The organism is Bacillus sp. CECT 9360, assembly GCF_918741275.1.
Lineage (GTDB): Bacteria > Bacillota > Bacilli > Bacillales > DSM-1321 > Peribacillus.
This window is the reverse complement of sequence record NZ_CAKKNA010000020.1, coordinates 20,985-37,838: the sequence shown is the minus strand read 5'-3', so window position 1 is coordinate 37,838 and position 16,854 is coordinate 20,985. Positions and strand designations below refer to the sequence as shown.

The window sequence follows — 16,854 nt, the reverse complement described above, 5'->3', positions numbered from 1 at the left end:
CCCTTCGTGATTGTGCTACGGTTCGGTTTATGAACCGCAGTACATTCCCGTTATTTTTTACGGCGACGCACGATAAATTTATCGGATTGATTTTTCTTCTTACGAGTTTTAGCACCAAGGGTTGGTTTACCCCAAGGAGACATTGGAGATTTACGTCCGATAGGAGATTTACCTTCACCACCACCATGCGGGTGATCGTTCGGGTTCATTACGGATCCACGAACAGTTGGGCGTATACCTAACCAGCGTGATCTTCCAGCTTTACCGATGTTGATTAATTCATGTTGTTCGTTCCCTACTTGACCTATAGAAGCACGGCAAGTTGCAAGGATCATACGAACTTCACCAGAATTCAAGCGAACAAGAACATAACGTCCTTCTTTACCAAGAACTTGCGCTGAAGTACCAGCTGAACGCACTAACTGTCCACCTTTACCAGGTTTAAGTTCGATGTTATGAACAACAGTACCTACCGGAATATTTGATAATGGAAGTGCATTACCCACTTTAATGTCGGCTTCAGTTCCTGACATTATCTCCATACCTACCTGTAGGTTTTTTGGAGCAAGGATATAACGCTTTTCTCCATCCACATAATTAATTAATGCAATGTTTGCAGAACGATTTGGATCGTATTCGACAGTGGCAACGCGTCCTGGTATACCATCTTTTTCACGTTTGAAATCAATGATACGATATTGACGTTTGTGGCCGCCACCTTGATGACGAACTGTTAACTTACCTTGGTTATTACGGCCGCCTTTTCTTTTTAAAGGAGCAAGCAATGATTTTTCTGGTTTGTCAGTTGTGATTTCAGCGAAATCAGAAACCGTCATGCCGCGTCGACCGTTAGAGGTAGGTTTATACTTTTTAATCGCCATGTGTATTTCCCTCCTTCTCTAATGGTTTATTCTTCAAATAATTCGATTTCTTTACTATCAGCAGTTAATTTCACGATCGCTTTACGGCGCTTGTTCGTAAAACCAGTACGTCCGTTTAAGCGTCTGAACTTCCCTTTATAGTTCATGATGTTAACTTTTTCAACTTCTACGCCGAAAATTTCTTTAACTGCATCTTTAACTTGTGTTTTGTTAGCTCTAACGTCCACTTCAAAAGTGTATTTTTTTTCAGCCATTATCTCTGATGAACGTTCAGTGATTACGGGGCGCTTAATGATATCGCGTGCATCCATTATGCAAGCACCTCCTCTACTTTTTCAACAGCTGACTTAGTCATGATCAATTTGTTGTGAGATACAACATCAAGAACATTTAGACCGTTAGCTTCTACTACAGTAACACCAGGGATGTTACGCGCAGATAGAGCAACTTTCTCATCTAAACCGTCCGTTACAATTAACGTTTTAGCATCTACTGAAAGTCCTTTTAGTACAGCTGCAAATTCTTTTGTTTTTGGAGTTTCGAATGAAAGGCTCTCAAGAACTAAAATACCTTCTTCTTGCACTTTAGCAGATAGAGCTGATTTGATAGCCAAACGACGTACCTTTTTAGGCAGTTTATAGCTATAAGATCTTGGTGTTGGTCCAAATACAACACCGCCGCCGCGCCATTGTGGGGAACGGATTGATCCCTGACGAGCACGTCCAGTACCTTTTTGGCGCCACGGCTTACGTCCGCCGCCCGCTACTTCAGAACGGTTTTTTACTTTATGGTTTCCTTGACGCAAGGAAGCCCTTTGCATAATGATTGCTTCAAATAATACAGCATTATTAGGCTCAATACCAAAGATAGAATCATTAAGCTCGATGTCGCCAACTTGCGATCCACCTTGGTTGAACAATGTAACTTTTGGCATTCTAATGCTCCTCCTTTCTCAGAAAATTACTTAGATTTAACCGCAGTATTTACTTTTAATAATGCTTTTCTAGCACCAGGTACATTACCTTTAATTAAAAGCAGGTTGCGTTCTACATCAACTTTTACAATGGTCAAGTTTTGAACAGTGATCTGCTCTCCACCCATGCGTCCAGGTAAAGCTTTACCTTTGAATACACGGTTTGGAGCTACAGGACCCATTGAACCAGGTCGACGGTGGTAACGGGAGCCGTGAGCCATTGGCCCGCGTGATTGTCCATGGCGCTTGATAGCACCCTGGAATCCTTTACCTTTTGAAATTCCTGTTACATCAACTACATCGCCTTCAGCGAAAATATCAACTTTGACTTCCTGACCCATATCGTACTCATCGATATTTGAATCGCGGAATTCGCGAATGAAGCGCTTAGGAGCAGTGTTTGCTTTTGCAGCATGTCCTTTAGTCGGTTTGTTAGAAAGCTTTTCGCGCTTATCTTCAAAACCAATTTGAACTGCCTCGTAGCCATCAACCGCAACTGTTTTCTTTTGAAGCACCACGTTTTGTGCAGCTTCAACAACAGTTACCGGGATAAGCTCACCGTTTTCAGCAAATACTTGTGTCATACCGATCTTTCTTCCTAAGATTCCTTTGGTCATTAGTCACACCTCCTAGATTTTTATAATACTTTTATATTGATTAAAGTTTGATTTCAATGTCAACACCGGATGGTAGGTCTAAACGCATTAGTGAATCAACAGTTTGTGGTGTTGGGTTCACGATGTCGATTAAACGCTTGTGAGTACGCATCTCGAATTGTTCACGTGAATCTTTGTATTTATGAACCGCACGTAAGACTGTATAAACAGCTCTTTCTGTCGGTAGTGGAATCGGACCAGATACAGCCGCTCCAGAACGTTTTGCAGTTTCAACAATTTTCTCAGCAGATTGATCAAGAATCCTGTGATCATACGCTTTTAAACGGATACGAATCTTTTGTTTTGCCATTATTTTCCCTCCTTTTCGCCTATTTTAGAATAGACCTTCTCAATGGAAATTTCCCACACACTCGCCATGGCAAAGCGGCCGGGTGTGTCAGCAACCTTCCATATCATCGCAGTCAAAGACCAACATTGTCTATTATACATAAAACGCACAGAATATACAAGAAGATCTTATAGTTTTCTGTGGCTTTGACACTTTTACTATTATACATATCGAACAAGTCATTTTCAAGCTAATCTTTAAAAGTGTTTGGCTGTTATTATTTTCTTCTATTATAAGGGATGAGATTCGCTAGAAAATCTGAGTTTATACTAGAAGGTCAGTACTGATCAATAGATATATGGAAGCTGCACTGTAACCCACAGTTCTGAAACAAATAAAAAAGCAGACGGCGTCCCGTCTGCTTTTTTATCATCTTTAAAACTATATATTATGCTTGGATTGTAGCAACTACGCCAGCGCCTACAGTACGTCCGCCTTCACGAATAGAGAACTTTGTACCTTCTTCGATAGCAACTGAAGCAATTAATTCAACAGTCATTTCGATGTTATCGCCAGGCATAACCATTTCTACACCTTCAGGAAGGTTGCAGATACCAGTTACGTCAGTTGTACGGAAGTAGAACTGAGGGCGGTAGTTTGTGAAGAATGGAGTATGACGTCCACCTTCTTCTTTAGAAAGAACATATACTTCTGCTTTGAACTTTGTGTGTGGATTGATTGTACCAGGCTTAGCAAGTACTTGGCCACGTTGGATGTCTTCACGTGCTACACCACGAAGAAGTGCACCGATGTTGTCTCCAGCTTCAGCATAGTCAAGAAGCTTACGGAACATTTCTACACCAGTTACTGTTGTAGATTTAGGTTCTTCAGCAAGACCAATGATATCAATAACGTCACCGACTTTAACTACACCGCGTTCTACACGTCCAGTAGCAACGGTTCCACGTCCAGTGATTGAGAATACATCCTCAACAGGCATCATGAACGGCTTTTCAGTATCACGTGCTGGAGTTGGGATATACTCATCAACTGCAGTCATAAGTTCATTGATTTTTTCTTCCCATGCAGCATCTCCTTCAAGAGCCTTAAGAGCAGAACCTTTGATTACTGGAATGTCATCGCCAGGGAATTCATATTCAGTTAGAAGATCACGAATTTCCATTTCAACTAATTCAAGTAACTCTTCGTCGTCAACCACATCACACTTGTTCATGAATACAACAAGGTATGGTACACCTACTTGACGAGAAAGAAGAATGTGTTCACGAGTTTGTGGCATTGGGCCGTCAGCAGCAGATACCACTAGGATACCACCGTCCATTTGTGCAGCACCAGTGATCATGTTTTTAACATAGTCAGCGTGTCCAGGGCAGTCAACGTGTGCATAGTGGCGAGTTGCAGTTTCATACTCAACGTGTGCAGTAGAGATTGTGATACCGCGCTCTCTTTCTTCTGGAGCTCCGTCGATTTGATCGTAGGCACGAGCTTCAGCACCACCAACTTTAGCAAGAACAGATGTAATTGCAGCAGTTAAAGTAGTTTTACCATGGTCAACGTGACCGATTGTTCCGATATTTACGTGTGGCTTAGAGCGATCGAATTTAGCTTTTCCCATTAGGATATTCCTCCTTAAATTATATAAATAAGATTAAGTATATGGCGCTATGAAAGCCGGATATTTTCCGCTCTCATAGCTTACATAAGTAGTTATACTTTATTAACAGGTGAAAATCAATTATTCACCTTTATTTTTTTTCACAATTTCCTCAGAGATGCTCTTAGGTACTTCTTCATAGTGATCGAAGTGCATCGAGAACGTTCCTCGTCCTTGTGTGTTTGAACGTAGAGATGTTGCATACCCGAACATTTCAGATAATGGAACCATCGCTTTAACCATTTGTGTGTTACCGCGCGCTTCCATACCTTCTACACGGCCACGGCGAGATGTGATATCTCCCATGATATCGCCCATGTATTCTTCAGGAATAACAACTTCTACTTTCATGATTGGCTCTAAGATTACAGGCTTACACTTAGAAGCTGCATTTTTAAGAGCCATGGATGCAGCGATTTTGAATGCCATTTCGTTGGAGTCAACATCATGGTAAGATCCATCATATAGTCTCGCTTTAATATCAACCAGTGGGAAACCAGCAATTACACCGTTGTCAAGGGAGTCTTCAAGACCAGCTTGTACAGCAGGAATGTATTCACGTGGTACAACACCACCAACGATACCATTTTCGAATTCAAAGCCTTTTCCTTCTTCATTAGGTGAGAATTCAATCCAAACATGTCCGAATTGACCGCGTCCGCCTGACTGACGTACAAACTTACCTTCAACCTTTGCAGAGCCACGGAAAGTTTCACGATAAGCAACCTGAGGAGCACCTACATTTGCTTCAACTTTAAACTCGCGACGCATACGGTCTACTAGAATATCTAAGTGAAGTTCACCCATTCCAGCGATGATAATTTGACCAGTTTCCTGATCAGTATGTGCACGGAATGTCGGATCTTCTTCTTGTAGTTTTTGAAGAGCTGTAGTCATTTTATCTTGGTCAGCTTTTGATTTAGGTTCGATAGAAAGTGAAATAACTGGCTCTGGGAATACCATAGATTCTAGGATCACAAGATCTTTCTCATCACATAGAGTATCACCAGTTGTTGTATCTTTCAAACCAACAGCAGCTGCGATATCTCCAGCGTATACCTGAGCAATCTCTTCACGGGAATTTGCGTGCATTTGAAGGATACGACCAACACGTTCACGTTTTCCTTTAGTAGAGTTTTGTACATAAGAACCGGAGCTCAATGTACCAGAGTATACACGGAAGAATGTCAATTTACCGACATAAGGGTCTGTCATAACTTTAAATGCAAGTGCTGAGAATGGCCCTTCGTCGCTAGATGGACGAGTGGTTTCTTCATCTGAATCCGGAAGAGTACCTTTGATTGCTGGTACATCTAATGGAGATGGAAGATAGTCAATAACAGCATCAAGCATTAATTGAACACCTTTGTTTTTAAAAGCCGAACCACAGATTACTGGATAGAATTCAACGTTAACAGTGCCTTTACGGATCCCAGCTTTGATTTCTTCATTCGTAAGCTCTTCTCCACCCAGGTATTTCTCCATTAATTCTTCATCTAGCTCAGCTACCGCTTCAATTAACTTTTCACGGTATTCTTCTGCTAATCCTCTGTGTTCTTCCGGAATTTCACGCACTTCAATATCAGTGCCTAAATCGTTTCCGTAGAATACAGCTTTCATTTCGACAAGATCAATGATCGCTTCAAACTCATCTTCCGCACCAATTGGTATTTGGATCGGGTGAGCATTCGCCTGAAGGCGCTCATGAATTGTTTTTACTGAATACAAGAAATCAGCACCGATTTTGTCCATTTTGTTAACAAACACTACACGAGGAACCCCGTAAGTAGTAGCCTGGCGCCATACTGTTTCAGTTTGAGGCTCTACACCTGATTGTGCATCAAGTACAGCAACCGCACCATCTAGTACACGAAGGGAACGTTCAACTTCTACTGTGAAGTCTACGTGTCCAGGCGTATCGATGATATTAACGCGGTGGCCTTCCCATGAAGCTGTTGTTGCAGCAGATGTAATTGTAATTCCGCGTTCTTGTTCTTGCTCCATCCAGTCCATCTGTGAGGCACCTTCGTGAGTTTCGCCGATCTTGTGGATGCGGCCTGTATAGTAGAGAACACGTTCAGTTGTAGTTGTTTTACCGGCATCGATGTGAGCCATGATCCCGATATTACGCGTTTTATCTAAGGAGAACTCTCTTGCCATTTGGTCTTTCTCCTTCCATCTATGGGTATAATTTTATAGAAAGAATCAATCTTACCAGCGATAATGAGCAAATGCTTTGTTTGCTTCAGCCATTTTATGAGTATCTTCACGTTTCTTAACAGAAGCACCAGTATTATTGGCTGCATCCATGATTTCGTTAGCTAAACGCTCTTCCATCGTTTTTTCACCACGAAGGCGAGAATAGTTTACTAACCAACGAAGACCTAAAGTAGTACGGCGTTCTGGGCGCACCTCAACTGGTACTTGGTAGTTTGAACCACCTACACGACGTGCTTTTACTTCTAATACCGGCATGATGTTTTTAAGAGCTTGATCAAATGTTTCAATCGCATCTTTGCCAGTACGCTCTGAAATAACATCAAATGCTGAGTAAAGAATTTTTTGTGACTTACCTCTTTGTCCGTCAACCATCAATTTGTTGATTAGACGAGTCACAAGCTTAGAATTGTAAATCGGATCTGGTAATACGTCTCTTTTTGAAACAGGTCCTTTACGAGGCATTATTTTTCCTCCTTTCAATATAAGTTTTTATTTTCTATCAGTTTATTTTTTAGCAGCTTTCGGACGTTTTGTACCGTATTTAGAACGGCCTTGCATACGATCAGTTACTCCAGCAGTGTCAAGTGCACCACGAACGATGTGATAACGTACCCCTGGTAAGTCTTTTACACGTCCGCCACGGATAAGTACAACACTGTGTTCTTGTAGGTTGTGTCCGATACCCGGAATATAAGCAGTTACCTCGATACCATTTGTCAAACGCACACGCGCATACTTACGCAATGCTGAGTTCGGCTTCTTCGGTGTCATTGTACCAACACGAGTGCAAACACCACGTTTTTGTGGAGATGATACGTTCGTTTGTGTTTTCTTAAAGCTGTTATAACCTTTGTTTAGCGCTGGAGATTTTGAATTAACCTCTTTAGACTCTCGTCCTTTACGCACTAATTGATTAATAGTAGGCATTATTTTTCCTCCCTTCACTTTTTCAGTCTAGTCCCACACATCCAGGTGGTTCATAAATGAGCAAAAACAAAGTTTTTGCAGGATGGTCCGCAAAAACAGTTTTACTTTTTAATGGCAACAGTTGCTGCTCCGACATCAATGCCGCATGCCTTTCCCAGCATTCGCACCGAGTCAACGTATGTGATTGGAACCTCAAGCTCTTCAGCGGTATCAATAACTTTGGATGTCAGATAAATATCAGCATCCTGTGCTATGATTACCTCTTGAATCAAACCGTTTTTAAGAGCTCTCACTGTTTGTTTCGTTCCTATAATCACTGACTTTGCCTGCGATACTTTCTCATAAGACATGTTCATATCCTCCAAAGCCAATACAGGGTATTATAGGAGCACCTTTGCTATAATATCATCTTTTAAATCATGATGTCAACTTTCTTTTTAAAAAATCAGCTAGGTCCGATGAACATATAAAGACGAGGCTGCTCCCTAGGAGTCAGCCTCGCCTGAGATTAATCTACTGTTACTGTCTTTTCTTTGAGATCTTCCGCGAGAACAGGTTGTGCTTTTCTATAACGTAGCATACCAGTTCCTGCTGGAACAAGCTTACCGATGATAACATTTTCTTTAAGACCAAGCAGCTCATCGCGCTTGCCTTTGATTGCCGCATCTGTAAGGACCCTTGTCGTTTCCTGGAAGGATGCCGCAGACAAGAATGAATCAGTTTCAAGAGACGCCTTGGTGATACCTAGTAATATTGGACGACCGGTTGCTGGTATTTTACCTTCTAATAAAGCAGAAGCGTTAGCTAGAGTGAACTGATGGATATCAAGCAATGTGCCTGGAAGTACATCGGTTTCACCTGCATTAATTACACGCACTTTACGAAGCATTTGTCTTACCATAACCTCGATATGTTTATCGCCAATTTCTACCCCTTGCATACGGTATACCTTTTGAACCTCACGCAGCAGATATTCTTGTACAGATAATACATCTTTCACTTTCAGCAATTCCTTCGGGTCGATAGAACCCTCTGTTAATTCCTCTCCGCGCTCTACATGTGTATCTACAGTTACCTTCAGGCGGGCTGTGTATGGAGCAGTGTAGGTACGTGACTCTACTTCGCCTTGAACGACAATTTCCTGCTGCTTATCACGAATCTCGTTAATTCCTACGACTGTACCTTTGATTTCAGAAATAATCGCTTGCCCTTTAGGATTTCTTGCTTCAAAGATTTCCTGGATACGAGGTAGACCTTGAGTGATATCATCTCCTGCAACACCGCCGGTATGGAATGTACGCATGGTTAACTGTGTACCCGGTTCACCGATGGATTGTGCGGCGATGATACCAACCGCTTCGCCCACTTCAACTTCCTGGCCTGTGGCGAGGTTACGGCCGTAGCATTTTTTACAGACACCATGGCTGGTGTTACACGTAAACGCTGAACGGATCCAAACCTGCTCCACTCCGCTTTCTTCGATGTATACTGCAAGGTCCTCCGTAATTAATTCATTTTCTGGGACAATGACTTCGTTTGTTTTTGGATGTTTGATCGGTTTTCTCGCATAACGTCCGATTAAACGTTCTTCCAGCTGTTCAATGACTTCCGTTCCGTCTTTTAAAGCCGCAATTAGCAATCCGCGGTCCGTTCCGCAATCATCATCACGTACGATAACATCCTGGGCAACGTCTACAAGACGGCGGGTAAGATAACCGGAATCGGCTGTTTTAAGAGCTGTATCAGCAAGACCTTTACGGGCGCCGTGAGTAGAGATAAAGTACTCTAATACGGTTAAACCTTCACGGAAACTTGATCTGATTGGAAGTTCAATAATCCGGCCGGCCGGGTTGGCCATCAAACCACGCATACCGGCAAGCTGTGTAAAGTTAGACGCGTTACCACGTGCACCAGAATCACTCATCATAAAGATTGGGTTGCGTCGGTTCAGTGATTTCATTAGCTTAGACTGAATGGTATCCTTAGCAGCACTCCAAATGGAGATTACACGGTCATAGCGCTCATCCTCAGTAATCAGACCGCGTCTGAATTGCTTTAACACGTTATCTACCTTCGTTTGTGCTTCTGCAATGATTTGCTGTTTTTCGCCTAATACGACAATGTCAGCTACACCAACTGTAATGCCTGCTTTAGTTGAATGTTTAAAGCCAAGATCCTTCATGCGGTCAAGCATCTTAGAAGTTTCAGTAATTTTGAACCGCTTGAATACTTCAGCAATGATGTTTCCGAGAATTTGCTTTTTAAATGGCTCAACGATTGGCTGAGCTGGGATAATCTCTTTAATGTTCGCACCTTTTTCTACAAAGTACTTCTTAGGAGTTTCCTCTTCAAGATTTGTTTTTGTAGGTTCATTAATATATGGGAACGATTTTGGCAAGATTTCATTGAAAATCAATTTACCTACAGTTGTAAGTAGTAGTTGAGTGTTTTGTTCTTCGGTAAATGTTTCATTATTTAATGAAGATGCATGCACTGCTACACGTGTGTGCAAGTGAACGTATCCATTTTGATAGGCAATCAACGCTTCGTTTGTATCCTTGAAGATCATTCCTTCGCCTATTGCTTCTTCTCTTTCAAGGGTCAGGTAATAGTTACCCAATACCATATCTTGAGATGGAGTTACTACCGGCTTACCATCTTTAGGGTTCAAGATGTTTTGAGCAGCAAGCATAAGCAAACGGGCTTCAGCCTGAGCTTCAGATGATAGCGGAACGTGAACGGCCATTTGGTCACCGTCGAAATCTGCGTTGTAAGCAGTACATACCAATGGGTGCAAACGGATAGCACGTCCTTCTACCAATGTAGGCTCGAACGCTTGAATACCAAGTCTGTGGAGAGTTGGTGCACGGTTAAGCAGTACCGGATGCTCTTTAATCACAGATTCAAGCACATCCCAAACTTCAGGTTGTAATCGTTCAATTTTGCGTTTAGCTGATTTGATGTTGTGTGCTAATCCTTTTTGAACCAACTCTTTCATTACGAAAGGTTTGAACAGCTCGATAGCCATTTCCTTTGGTAATCCACACTGGTACATTTTAAGGTTAGGTCCTACAACGATAACGGAACGGCCAGAATAGTCAACACGCTTACCAAGAAGGTTTTGACGGAAACGGCCTTGCTTACCTTTGAGCATATGCGATAAAGATTTTAATGGACGGTTACCCGGTCCTGTAACAGGACGGCCACGGCGGCCATTGTCAATCAAGGCGTCTACCGCTTCCTGGAGCATACGCTTTTCGTTTTGGACGATGATGCTTGGCGCCCCAAGATCTAACAATCTTTTCAAACGATTGTTCCGGTTTATCACGCGACGGTACAAGTCATTCAAGTCAGATGTAGCGAAACGCCCACCGTCAAGCTGTACCATCGGGCGAAGCTCTGGTGGAATGACCGGCAGTACGTCAAGGATCATCCAAGACGGCTCATTTCCTGAGTTACGAAAAGCTTCTAAAACTTCCAAGCGCTTGATGGCACGTGTTCTGCGTTGACCTTGAGCAGTTTTAAGCTCTTCCTTCAACCCATCCACTTCTTTTGCAGTATCTATATCAGAAAGAAGCTTTTTGATTGCTTCAGCGCCCATGGCAGCTTGAAACTTTTTCCCATATTTATCACGGTATGCACGATATTCTTTCTCAGAAAGCAGTTGCTTCTTTTCTAAAGAAGTATCACCGGTTTCAGTTACAACATAAGATGCAAAGTAAATAATTTCTTCTAAAGCACGTGGAGACATGTCCAGCAAAAGCCCCATACGGCTCGGTATGCCCTTGAAGTACCAGATGTGTGATACAGGTGCAGCTAATTCAATATGCCCCATGCGTTCGCGACGAACTTTAGCACGAGTTACTTCAACTCCGCATCGGTCACACACTACACCTTTATAACGAACACGCTTATACTTTCCGCAGTGACATTCCCAGTCCTTCTGAGGTCCGAAAATTCGCTCACAGAACAAGCCATCTTTCTCAGGCTTTAAAGTACGATAATTGATTGTTTCCGGCTTTTTCACTTCTCCGTGTGACCAAGAACGAATCTTGTCCGGCGAAGCAAGACCAATTTTCATATACTCAAAATTATTAACGTCTATCAAGGGGCCTACCTCCCTTTCCGATCTCCGGTTTTACCCTAATTGCTTACTTTGATACACATTCATAATGTATAGAACTCTAACTGGCAGCTAACCCGCGAGGATTTCACTGCCTGTTAGAGCGTAATGAAGCTGTATTTTAGCATTACTCAGTTGTAAATGCGTTTGTGTTTACCCCTGCTTCAGAGGTAACCATGTCTTTGCCTTCAGAATCAAGCGTCAATGTATCCGGCTGATTCTCTACTTCTTCGTCCTCCAAGTCACGCATTTCGATCTCGCGATCATCAGCGGAAAGGATTTTGACGTCCATACCTAAGCTTTGAAGTTCTTTAATCAATACTTTGAATGATTCAGGCACTCCAGGTTCAGGGACATTTTCACCCTTAACGATCGCTTCGTATGTTTTTACACGCCCAACAACGTCATCCGACTTAACTGTAAGAATCTCTTGGAGAGTATAAGCGGCACCGTAAGCTTCAAGTGCCCAAACTTCCATCTCGCCGAAACGCTGGCCGCCGAATTGCGCTTTACCGCCAAGAGGTTGCTGCGTAACAAGAGAGTAAGGTCCGGTTGAACGGGCATGGAGCTTATCGTCAACCATGTGAGCTAGCTTGATCATATACATGACACCAACGGATACTCTGTTATCAAATGGTTCTCCTGAACGGCCATCATAAAGGACAGTCTTGGCATCGCGTGCCATTCCTGCTTCTTCAATCGTAGACCAAACATCTTCTTCACGAGCACCGTCAAATACCGGTGATGCAACGTGGATGTTTAGCGCACGGGCAGCCATCCCAAGATGGAGCTCCAATACTTGCCCGATGTTCATACGGGATGGTACACCAAGTGGATTTAACATGATATCTACTGGCGTTCCGTCAGGTAAGTATGGCATATCCTCTTCCGGAAGGATCCGAGAGATAACACCTTTATTCCCGTGGCGGCCTGCCATCTTATCGCCTTCGTGGATTTTACGCTTTTGAACGATATATACGCGTACAAGCTGATTAACTCCCGGCGGAAGCTCATCGCCATCCTCGCGGTTGAAGACTTTCACATCGTGAACAATTCCGCCACCTCCATGAGGGACGCGAAGGGATGTATCCCGAACTTCACGGGCTTTTTCCCCGAAGATTGCATGTAAAAGGCGTTCTTCAGCCGTAAGTTCTGTTACCCCTTTAGGAGTTACCTTCCCTACTAACAGATCGCCGTCTTTCACTTCAGCACCAATACGGATAATTCCACGTTCATCAAGATTGCGCAATGCATCTTCTCCAACGTTTGGAATATCACGGGTGATCTCTTCAGGTCCAAGCTTTGTATCACGGGATTCTGATTCATATTCTTCGATATGGATTGAAGTATACACATCATCTTTCACAAGACGTTCACTCATGATGATGGCATCTTCATAGTTATAGCCATCCCATGTCATGAATGCGACCAGCACATTACGACCAAGTGCTAATTCACCTTTTTCCATGGATGGACCGTCTGCAAGAATTTCTCCTTTGACAACCCTGTTCCCAACTTCTACAATCGGGCGCTGGTTATAGCAAGTTCCCTGGTTGGAACGAATAAACTTCTGCATCCGGTATTTATCCAGATCACCTTGAACTTCTTTTCCGTCAACTTCAGAAACACGTCGCACCCATACTTCGCGTGCTTCTACGTGCTCAACAATTCCTTCGCGCTTACAGATTACCGCAGCTCCGGAATCTTTTGCTGAAACGTACTCCATACCTGTGCCGACACGAGGTGCCTCAGGCTGCAATAACGGAACAGCTTGCCGTTGCATGTTCGCACCCATCAACGCACGGTTAGAGTCATCGTTTTCCAAGAACGGGATACAAGCAGTCGCTGCTGACACAACTTGTTTAGGAGAAACGTCCATATAATCGACGCGGTCTCTCGGAACAACTGTATTTTCACCACGGAAACGGGCTACAATATCGTCATCAAGGAATGATCCGTCATCTGAAAGACGAACGTTTGCCTGAGCAACTACATAGTTATCTTCTTCATCGGCAGTTAAATAATCGATGCGGTTTGTGATCTTACCAGTATCCGAATCAACCCGGCGATACGGAGTTTCTATAAAACCGAAGCGATTTACCTTCGCAAAGCTCGATAAAGAGTTAATTAAACCGATGTTCGGTCCCTCAGGTGTTTCAATCGGACACATCCGCCCGTAGTGGGAGTAGTGAACGTCACGCACTTCAAAGCCTGCACGCTCACGAGTCAAACCACCAGGTCCTAATGCGGATAGACGGCGCTTATGCGTTAATTCCGCAAGCGGATTCGTTTGGTCCATGAATTGTGACAGCTGAGAGCTTCCAAAGAATTCTTTAATCGAAGCGATTACCGGACGTATATTGATCAATTGCTGAGGCGTGATCGTGTTTGTGTCCTGAATGGACATTCTTTCACGAACAACACGTTCCATACGGGATAAACCAATTCTAAATTGATTTTGCAGCAATTCGCCAACTGAACGAAGGCGACGGTTACCTAAGTGATCGATATCGTCTGTGTCTCCGACGGAATGCAACAGGTTAAAGAAATAACTAATCGAAGAAATGATATCAGCAGGTGTAATATTCTTCACCTGATCGGAAACATAAGCATTTCCGATTACATTGATCACTTTTTCTCCATCCGGATCGTTTGGTGCATATATTTTAATCGTTTGCAACAAAGCTTCTTCTGATACTACACCGCCAACCGGCTGATAAGATTTAAACCCAATGCCCGCTTCGAGATTAGGAATAATTTTATCCAATGTGCGGCGGTCAAGAAGCGTTCCTTTTTCAACGATGATCTCACCTGTTTCAGGGTCAACCAACGTTTCAGCGATACGCTGTCCGAACAAACGGTTTTTAATATTAAGCTTTTTATTGATTTTGTAACGTCCAACGTTAGCTAAATCATAGCGTTTTGGATCGAAAAAGCGGGAAACCAAGAGACTCTTGGCGTTTTCGACAGTAGGAGGTTCCCCAGGGCGAAGGCGCTCATAAATCTCCAGTAAAGCTTTTTCGACACTTTCGGTATTGTCTTTTTCAAGGGTGTTTCGAATATATTCATTATCGCCAATCAAGTCGATAATCTCTTGTTCGGATCCAAATCCAAGTGAACGAAGCAGTACCGTCACCGGAAGTTTTCGTGTGCGGTCAATTCTTACATACACGACTTCCTTGGCATCCGTTTCATATTCAAGCCATGCTCCGCGATTCGGAATAACCGTTGCCGTATAGCCGCGTTTTCCGTTCTTATCCATTTTCCCACTGTAGTAAACACTTGGTGAACGCACTAACTGAGATACAATAACACGTTCTGCACCATTGATGATAAATGTACCTGTTTCAGACATAAGAGGGAAATCGCCCATGAATACATCCTGGTCTTTTACTTCCCCTGTTTCTTTGTTAACAAGACGTACCTTTACACGAAGCGGAGCAGAATAAGTAACATCGCGCTCTTTTGATTCCTCCACGGAGTATTTTGGTTCTCCAAGGCTGTAGTCAATAAATTCAAGCGACAAATTACCAGTGAAATCCTCGATCGGAGAGATGTCCTGGAACATTTCCCTTAACCCTTCATCAAGAAACCATTGATAGGAAGCGGTTTGGATTTCGATGAGATTCGGTAACTCTAAAACCTCGCTAATTCTTGCATAACTTCGGCGTTGGCGGTGTCGTCCATACTGAACAAGTTGACCTGTCAACTGATTCACCCCTCAAATCAAGCGTTATAAAGATCTATTGCCCATAGAAAACAAATTCGTTTTCTAAAGACAAAAATAAAATGGTTTTTATTTTAAAAACCACTATTTCACATAAATCGAACTATTATTTTATATATTTTTTCCATATTATCCATTTCCCATACAATAAATGTATAAAAATGCAGAATTACAGAAAATTATATATATGCATTATATAATAATAACATAGCAAAAAATCAGAGTCAATCTTTTTTAGACTTTAGAATATAGTAGCCTTTTTTCTTTTGCACGGTTTCTACATTTCCAAACAACTGATCTAATTTCTCCATTGCCGAAGGCGCCCCTTGTTTTTTCTGGATGATGACCCAGAGTTCTCCCCCGGAGTTCAGTCTTGCAAAACTATGTTCAAAAATCTCTTGTACTACTTTTTTACCAGCGCGGATTGGAGGGTTAGTGAGAATGGCGGCAAATTGTTCGGAGTTAATCCGATCGAACCGGTCGCTTTCATAAATGACGACATTGGAAATCCCATTCGTTTTTGCGTTCTCCTTCGCGAGTTCAACCGCCCTGCTGTTTATATCAGTCATCTCAACTGTAACTTCAGGATAAGATGCGGCAATCGAAAGTCCGATTGGGCCATACCCACAGCCTACATCCAGTATGTTCCCTTCTGTTTCTTCGTTCAAATGAAATGCTTCAATTAAAAGACGGGAGCCGAAATCCACTTCATTTTTCGAGAAAACACCACGATCACTTTTAAAGCGAAAGGTACGTCCTCTTAATGTAAAATCCCATAATTTTGGGCTGCTGGCCACATCAGGTTTCTGCGAATAATAATGTTCTGTCAGAGTCCTCTCCTCCTATCAGAAAAGGGTAACTTGAAGAGTTAAAGCGAGAAGATATTTGAAGAAGCAGGAACATGTTTCCTGAATTTTATAGGTGAAAAAAAGCCCGCCAGTTACAGCGAGCTTCTTCCTTATGCAGGATTACTTAACTTCAACGCCAGCTCCAACTTCTTCAAGCTTAGCTTTGATTTCTTCAGCTTCTTCTTTAGCAATGCCTTCTTTTAGTGCTTTTGGAGCGTTGTCAACAACTTCTTTTGCTTCTTTAAGTCCAAGACCAGTGATTTCACGTACAACTTTGATAACTTTGATTTTTTGGTCGCCTGCAGATGTAAGGATAACATCAAACTCAGTTTGCTCTTCAGCAGCTCCGCCAGCAGCAGCTCCACCAGCCATTGCTACAGGTGCAGCAGCAGTTACGCCAAATTCTTCTTCGATTGCTTTTACAAGGTCATTCAGTTCTAAAACAGTCATAGATTTAACTGCTTCAATGATTTGTTCTTTCGTCATTTTATAGTTCCTCCTTAAAGGTTTTGGTTTTTTAATTTAATAGCGGCAG

Annotated in this window: 14 protein-coding genes; all 14 read right to left on the bottom strand. The window is 42.6% G+C overall.

The window, feature by feature from the left end; genetic code table 11:
• Positions 1-50 precede the first annotated feature (50 nt).
• The 14 genes from rplB to rplL all read right to left on the bottom strand — a co-directional run bounded on the left by rplB (position 51) and on the right by rplL (position 16,805).
• Complete coding sequence (rplB, locus tag LQ216_RS18770) at positions 51-881, bottom strand: 50S ribosomal protein L2 (RefSeq protein ID WP_230131028.1); 831 nt, start codon at positions 879-881, stop codon at positions 51-53.
• 26 nt (positions 882-907) lie between these two features.
• On the bottom strand, positions 908-1,195 hold the full coding sequence (gene rplW, locus LQ216_RS18765) for a 50S ribosomal protein L23 (RefSeq protein ID WP_230131096.1): 288 nt from the start codon (positions 1,193-1,195) through the stop codon (positions 908-910).
• Entirely contained in the window at positions 1,192-1,815 is a 624-nt protein-coding gene (gene rplD / locus LQ216_RS18760; protein WP_230131026.1) for a 50S ribosomal protein L4, read from the bottom strand. Before rplD ends, rplW begins: the two co-directional genes overlap by 4 nt.
• Before the next feature lie 26 nt (positions 1,816-1,841).
• Positions 1,842-2,471, bottom strand: coding sequence for a 50S ribosomal protein L3 (gene rplC / locus LQ216_RS18755; RefSeq protein WP_230131025.1), 630 nt, complete (start codon positions 2,469-2,471; stop codon positions 1,842-1,844).
• Positions 2,472-2,511: 40 nt separating this feature from the next.
• Positions 2,512-2,820: a 30S ribosomal protein S10 gene (rpsJ, locus tag LQ216_RS18750; protein WP_230131023.1), complete on the bottom strand. Its 309-nt coding sequence runs from the start codon at positions 2,818-2,820 to the stop codon at positions 2,512-2,514.
• A 427-nt stretch (positions 2,821-3,247) separates the two neighbouring features.
• Complete coding sequence (gene tuf, locus LQ216_RS18745) at positions 3,248-4,435, bottom strand: elongation factor Tu (protein WP_230131021.1); 1,188 nt, start codon at positions 4,433-4,435, stop codon at positions 3,248-3,250.
• A gap of 120 nt (positions 4,436-4,555) precedes the next feature.
• A complete protein-coding gene (gene fusA / locus LQ216_RS18740; RefSeq protein WP_230131019.1) occupies positions 4,556-6,634 on the bottom strand; it encodes an elongation factor G in 2,079 nt (692 codons plus the stop codon).
• Between the two features lie 51 nt (positions 6,635-6,685).
• On the bottom strand, positions 6,686-7,156 hold the full coding sequence (rpsG, locus tag LQ216_RS18735) for a 30S ribosomal protein S7 (RefSeq protein WP_117303875.1): 471 nt from the start codon (positions 7,154-7,156) through the stop codon (positions 6,686-6,688).
• A gap of 42 nt (positions 7,157-7,198) precedes the next feature.
• Entirely contained in the window at positions 7,199-7,621 is a 423-nt protein-coding gene (rpsL, locus tag LQ216_RS18730; protein WP_230131017.1) for a 30S ribosomal protein S12, read from the bottom strand.
• A 101-nt stretch (positions 7,622-7,722) separates the two neighbouring features.
• Positions 7,723-7,971, bottom strand: coding sequence for a 50S ribosomal protein L7ae-like protein (locus LQ216_RS18725; protein WP_230131015.1), 249 nt, complete (start codon positions 7,969-7,971; stop codon positions 7,723-7,725).
• A 158-nt stretch (positions 7,972-8,129) separates the two neighbouring features.
• Positions 8,130-11,729: a DNA-directed RNA polymerase subunit beta' gene (gene rpoC, locus LQ216_RS18720; protein WP_230131013.1), complete on the bottom strand. Its 3,600-nt coding sequence runs from the start codon at positions 11,727-11,729 to the stop codon at positions 8,130-8,132.
• Positions 11,730-11,871: 142 nt separating this feature from the next.
• Complete coding sequence (gene rpoB / locus LQ216_RS18715) at positions 11,872-15,453, bottom strand: DNA-directed RNA polymerase subunit beta (RefSeq protein ID WP_230131011.1); 3,582 nt, start codon at positions 15,451-15,453, stop codon at positions 11,872-11,874.
• 242 nt (positions 15,454-15,695) lie between these two features.
• Complete coding sequence (locus LQ216_RS18710) at positions 15,696-16,301, bottom strand: class I SAM-dependent methyltransferase (protein WP_230131095.1); 606 nt, start codon at positions 16,299-16,301, stop codon at positions 15,696-15,698.
• 138 nt (positions 16,302-16,439) lie between these two features.
• Positions 16,440-16,805, bottom strand: coding sequence for a 50S ribosomal protein L7/L12 (rplL, locus tag LQ216_RS18705; RefSeq protein ID WP_230131009.1), 366 nt, complete (start codon positions 16,803-16,805; stop codon positions 16,440-16,442).
• Positions 16,806-16,854: the final 49 nt, after the last annotated feature.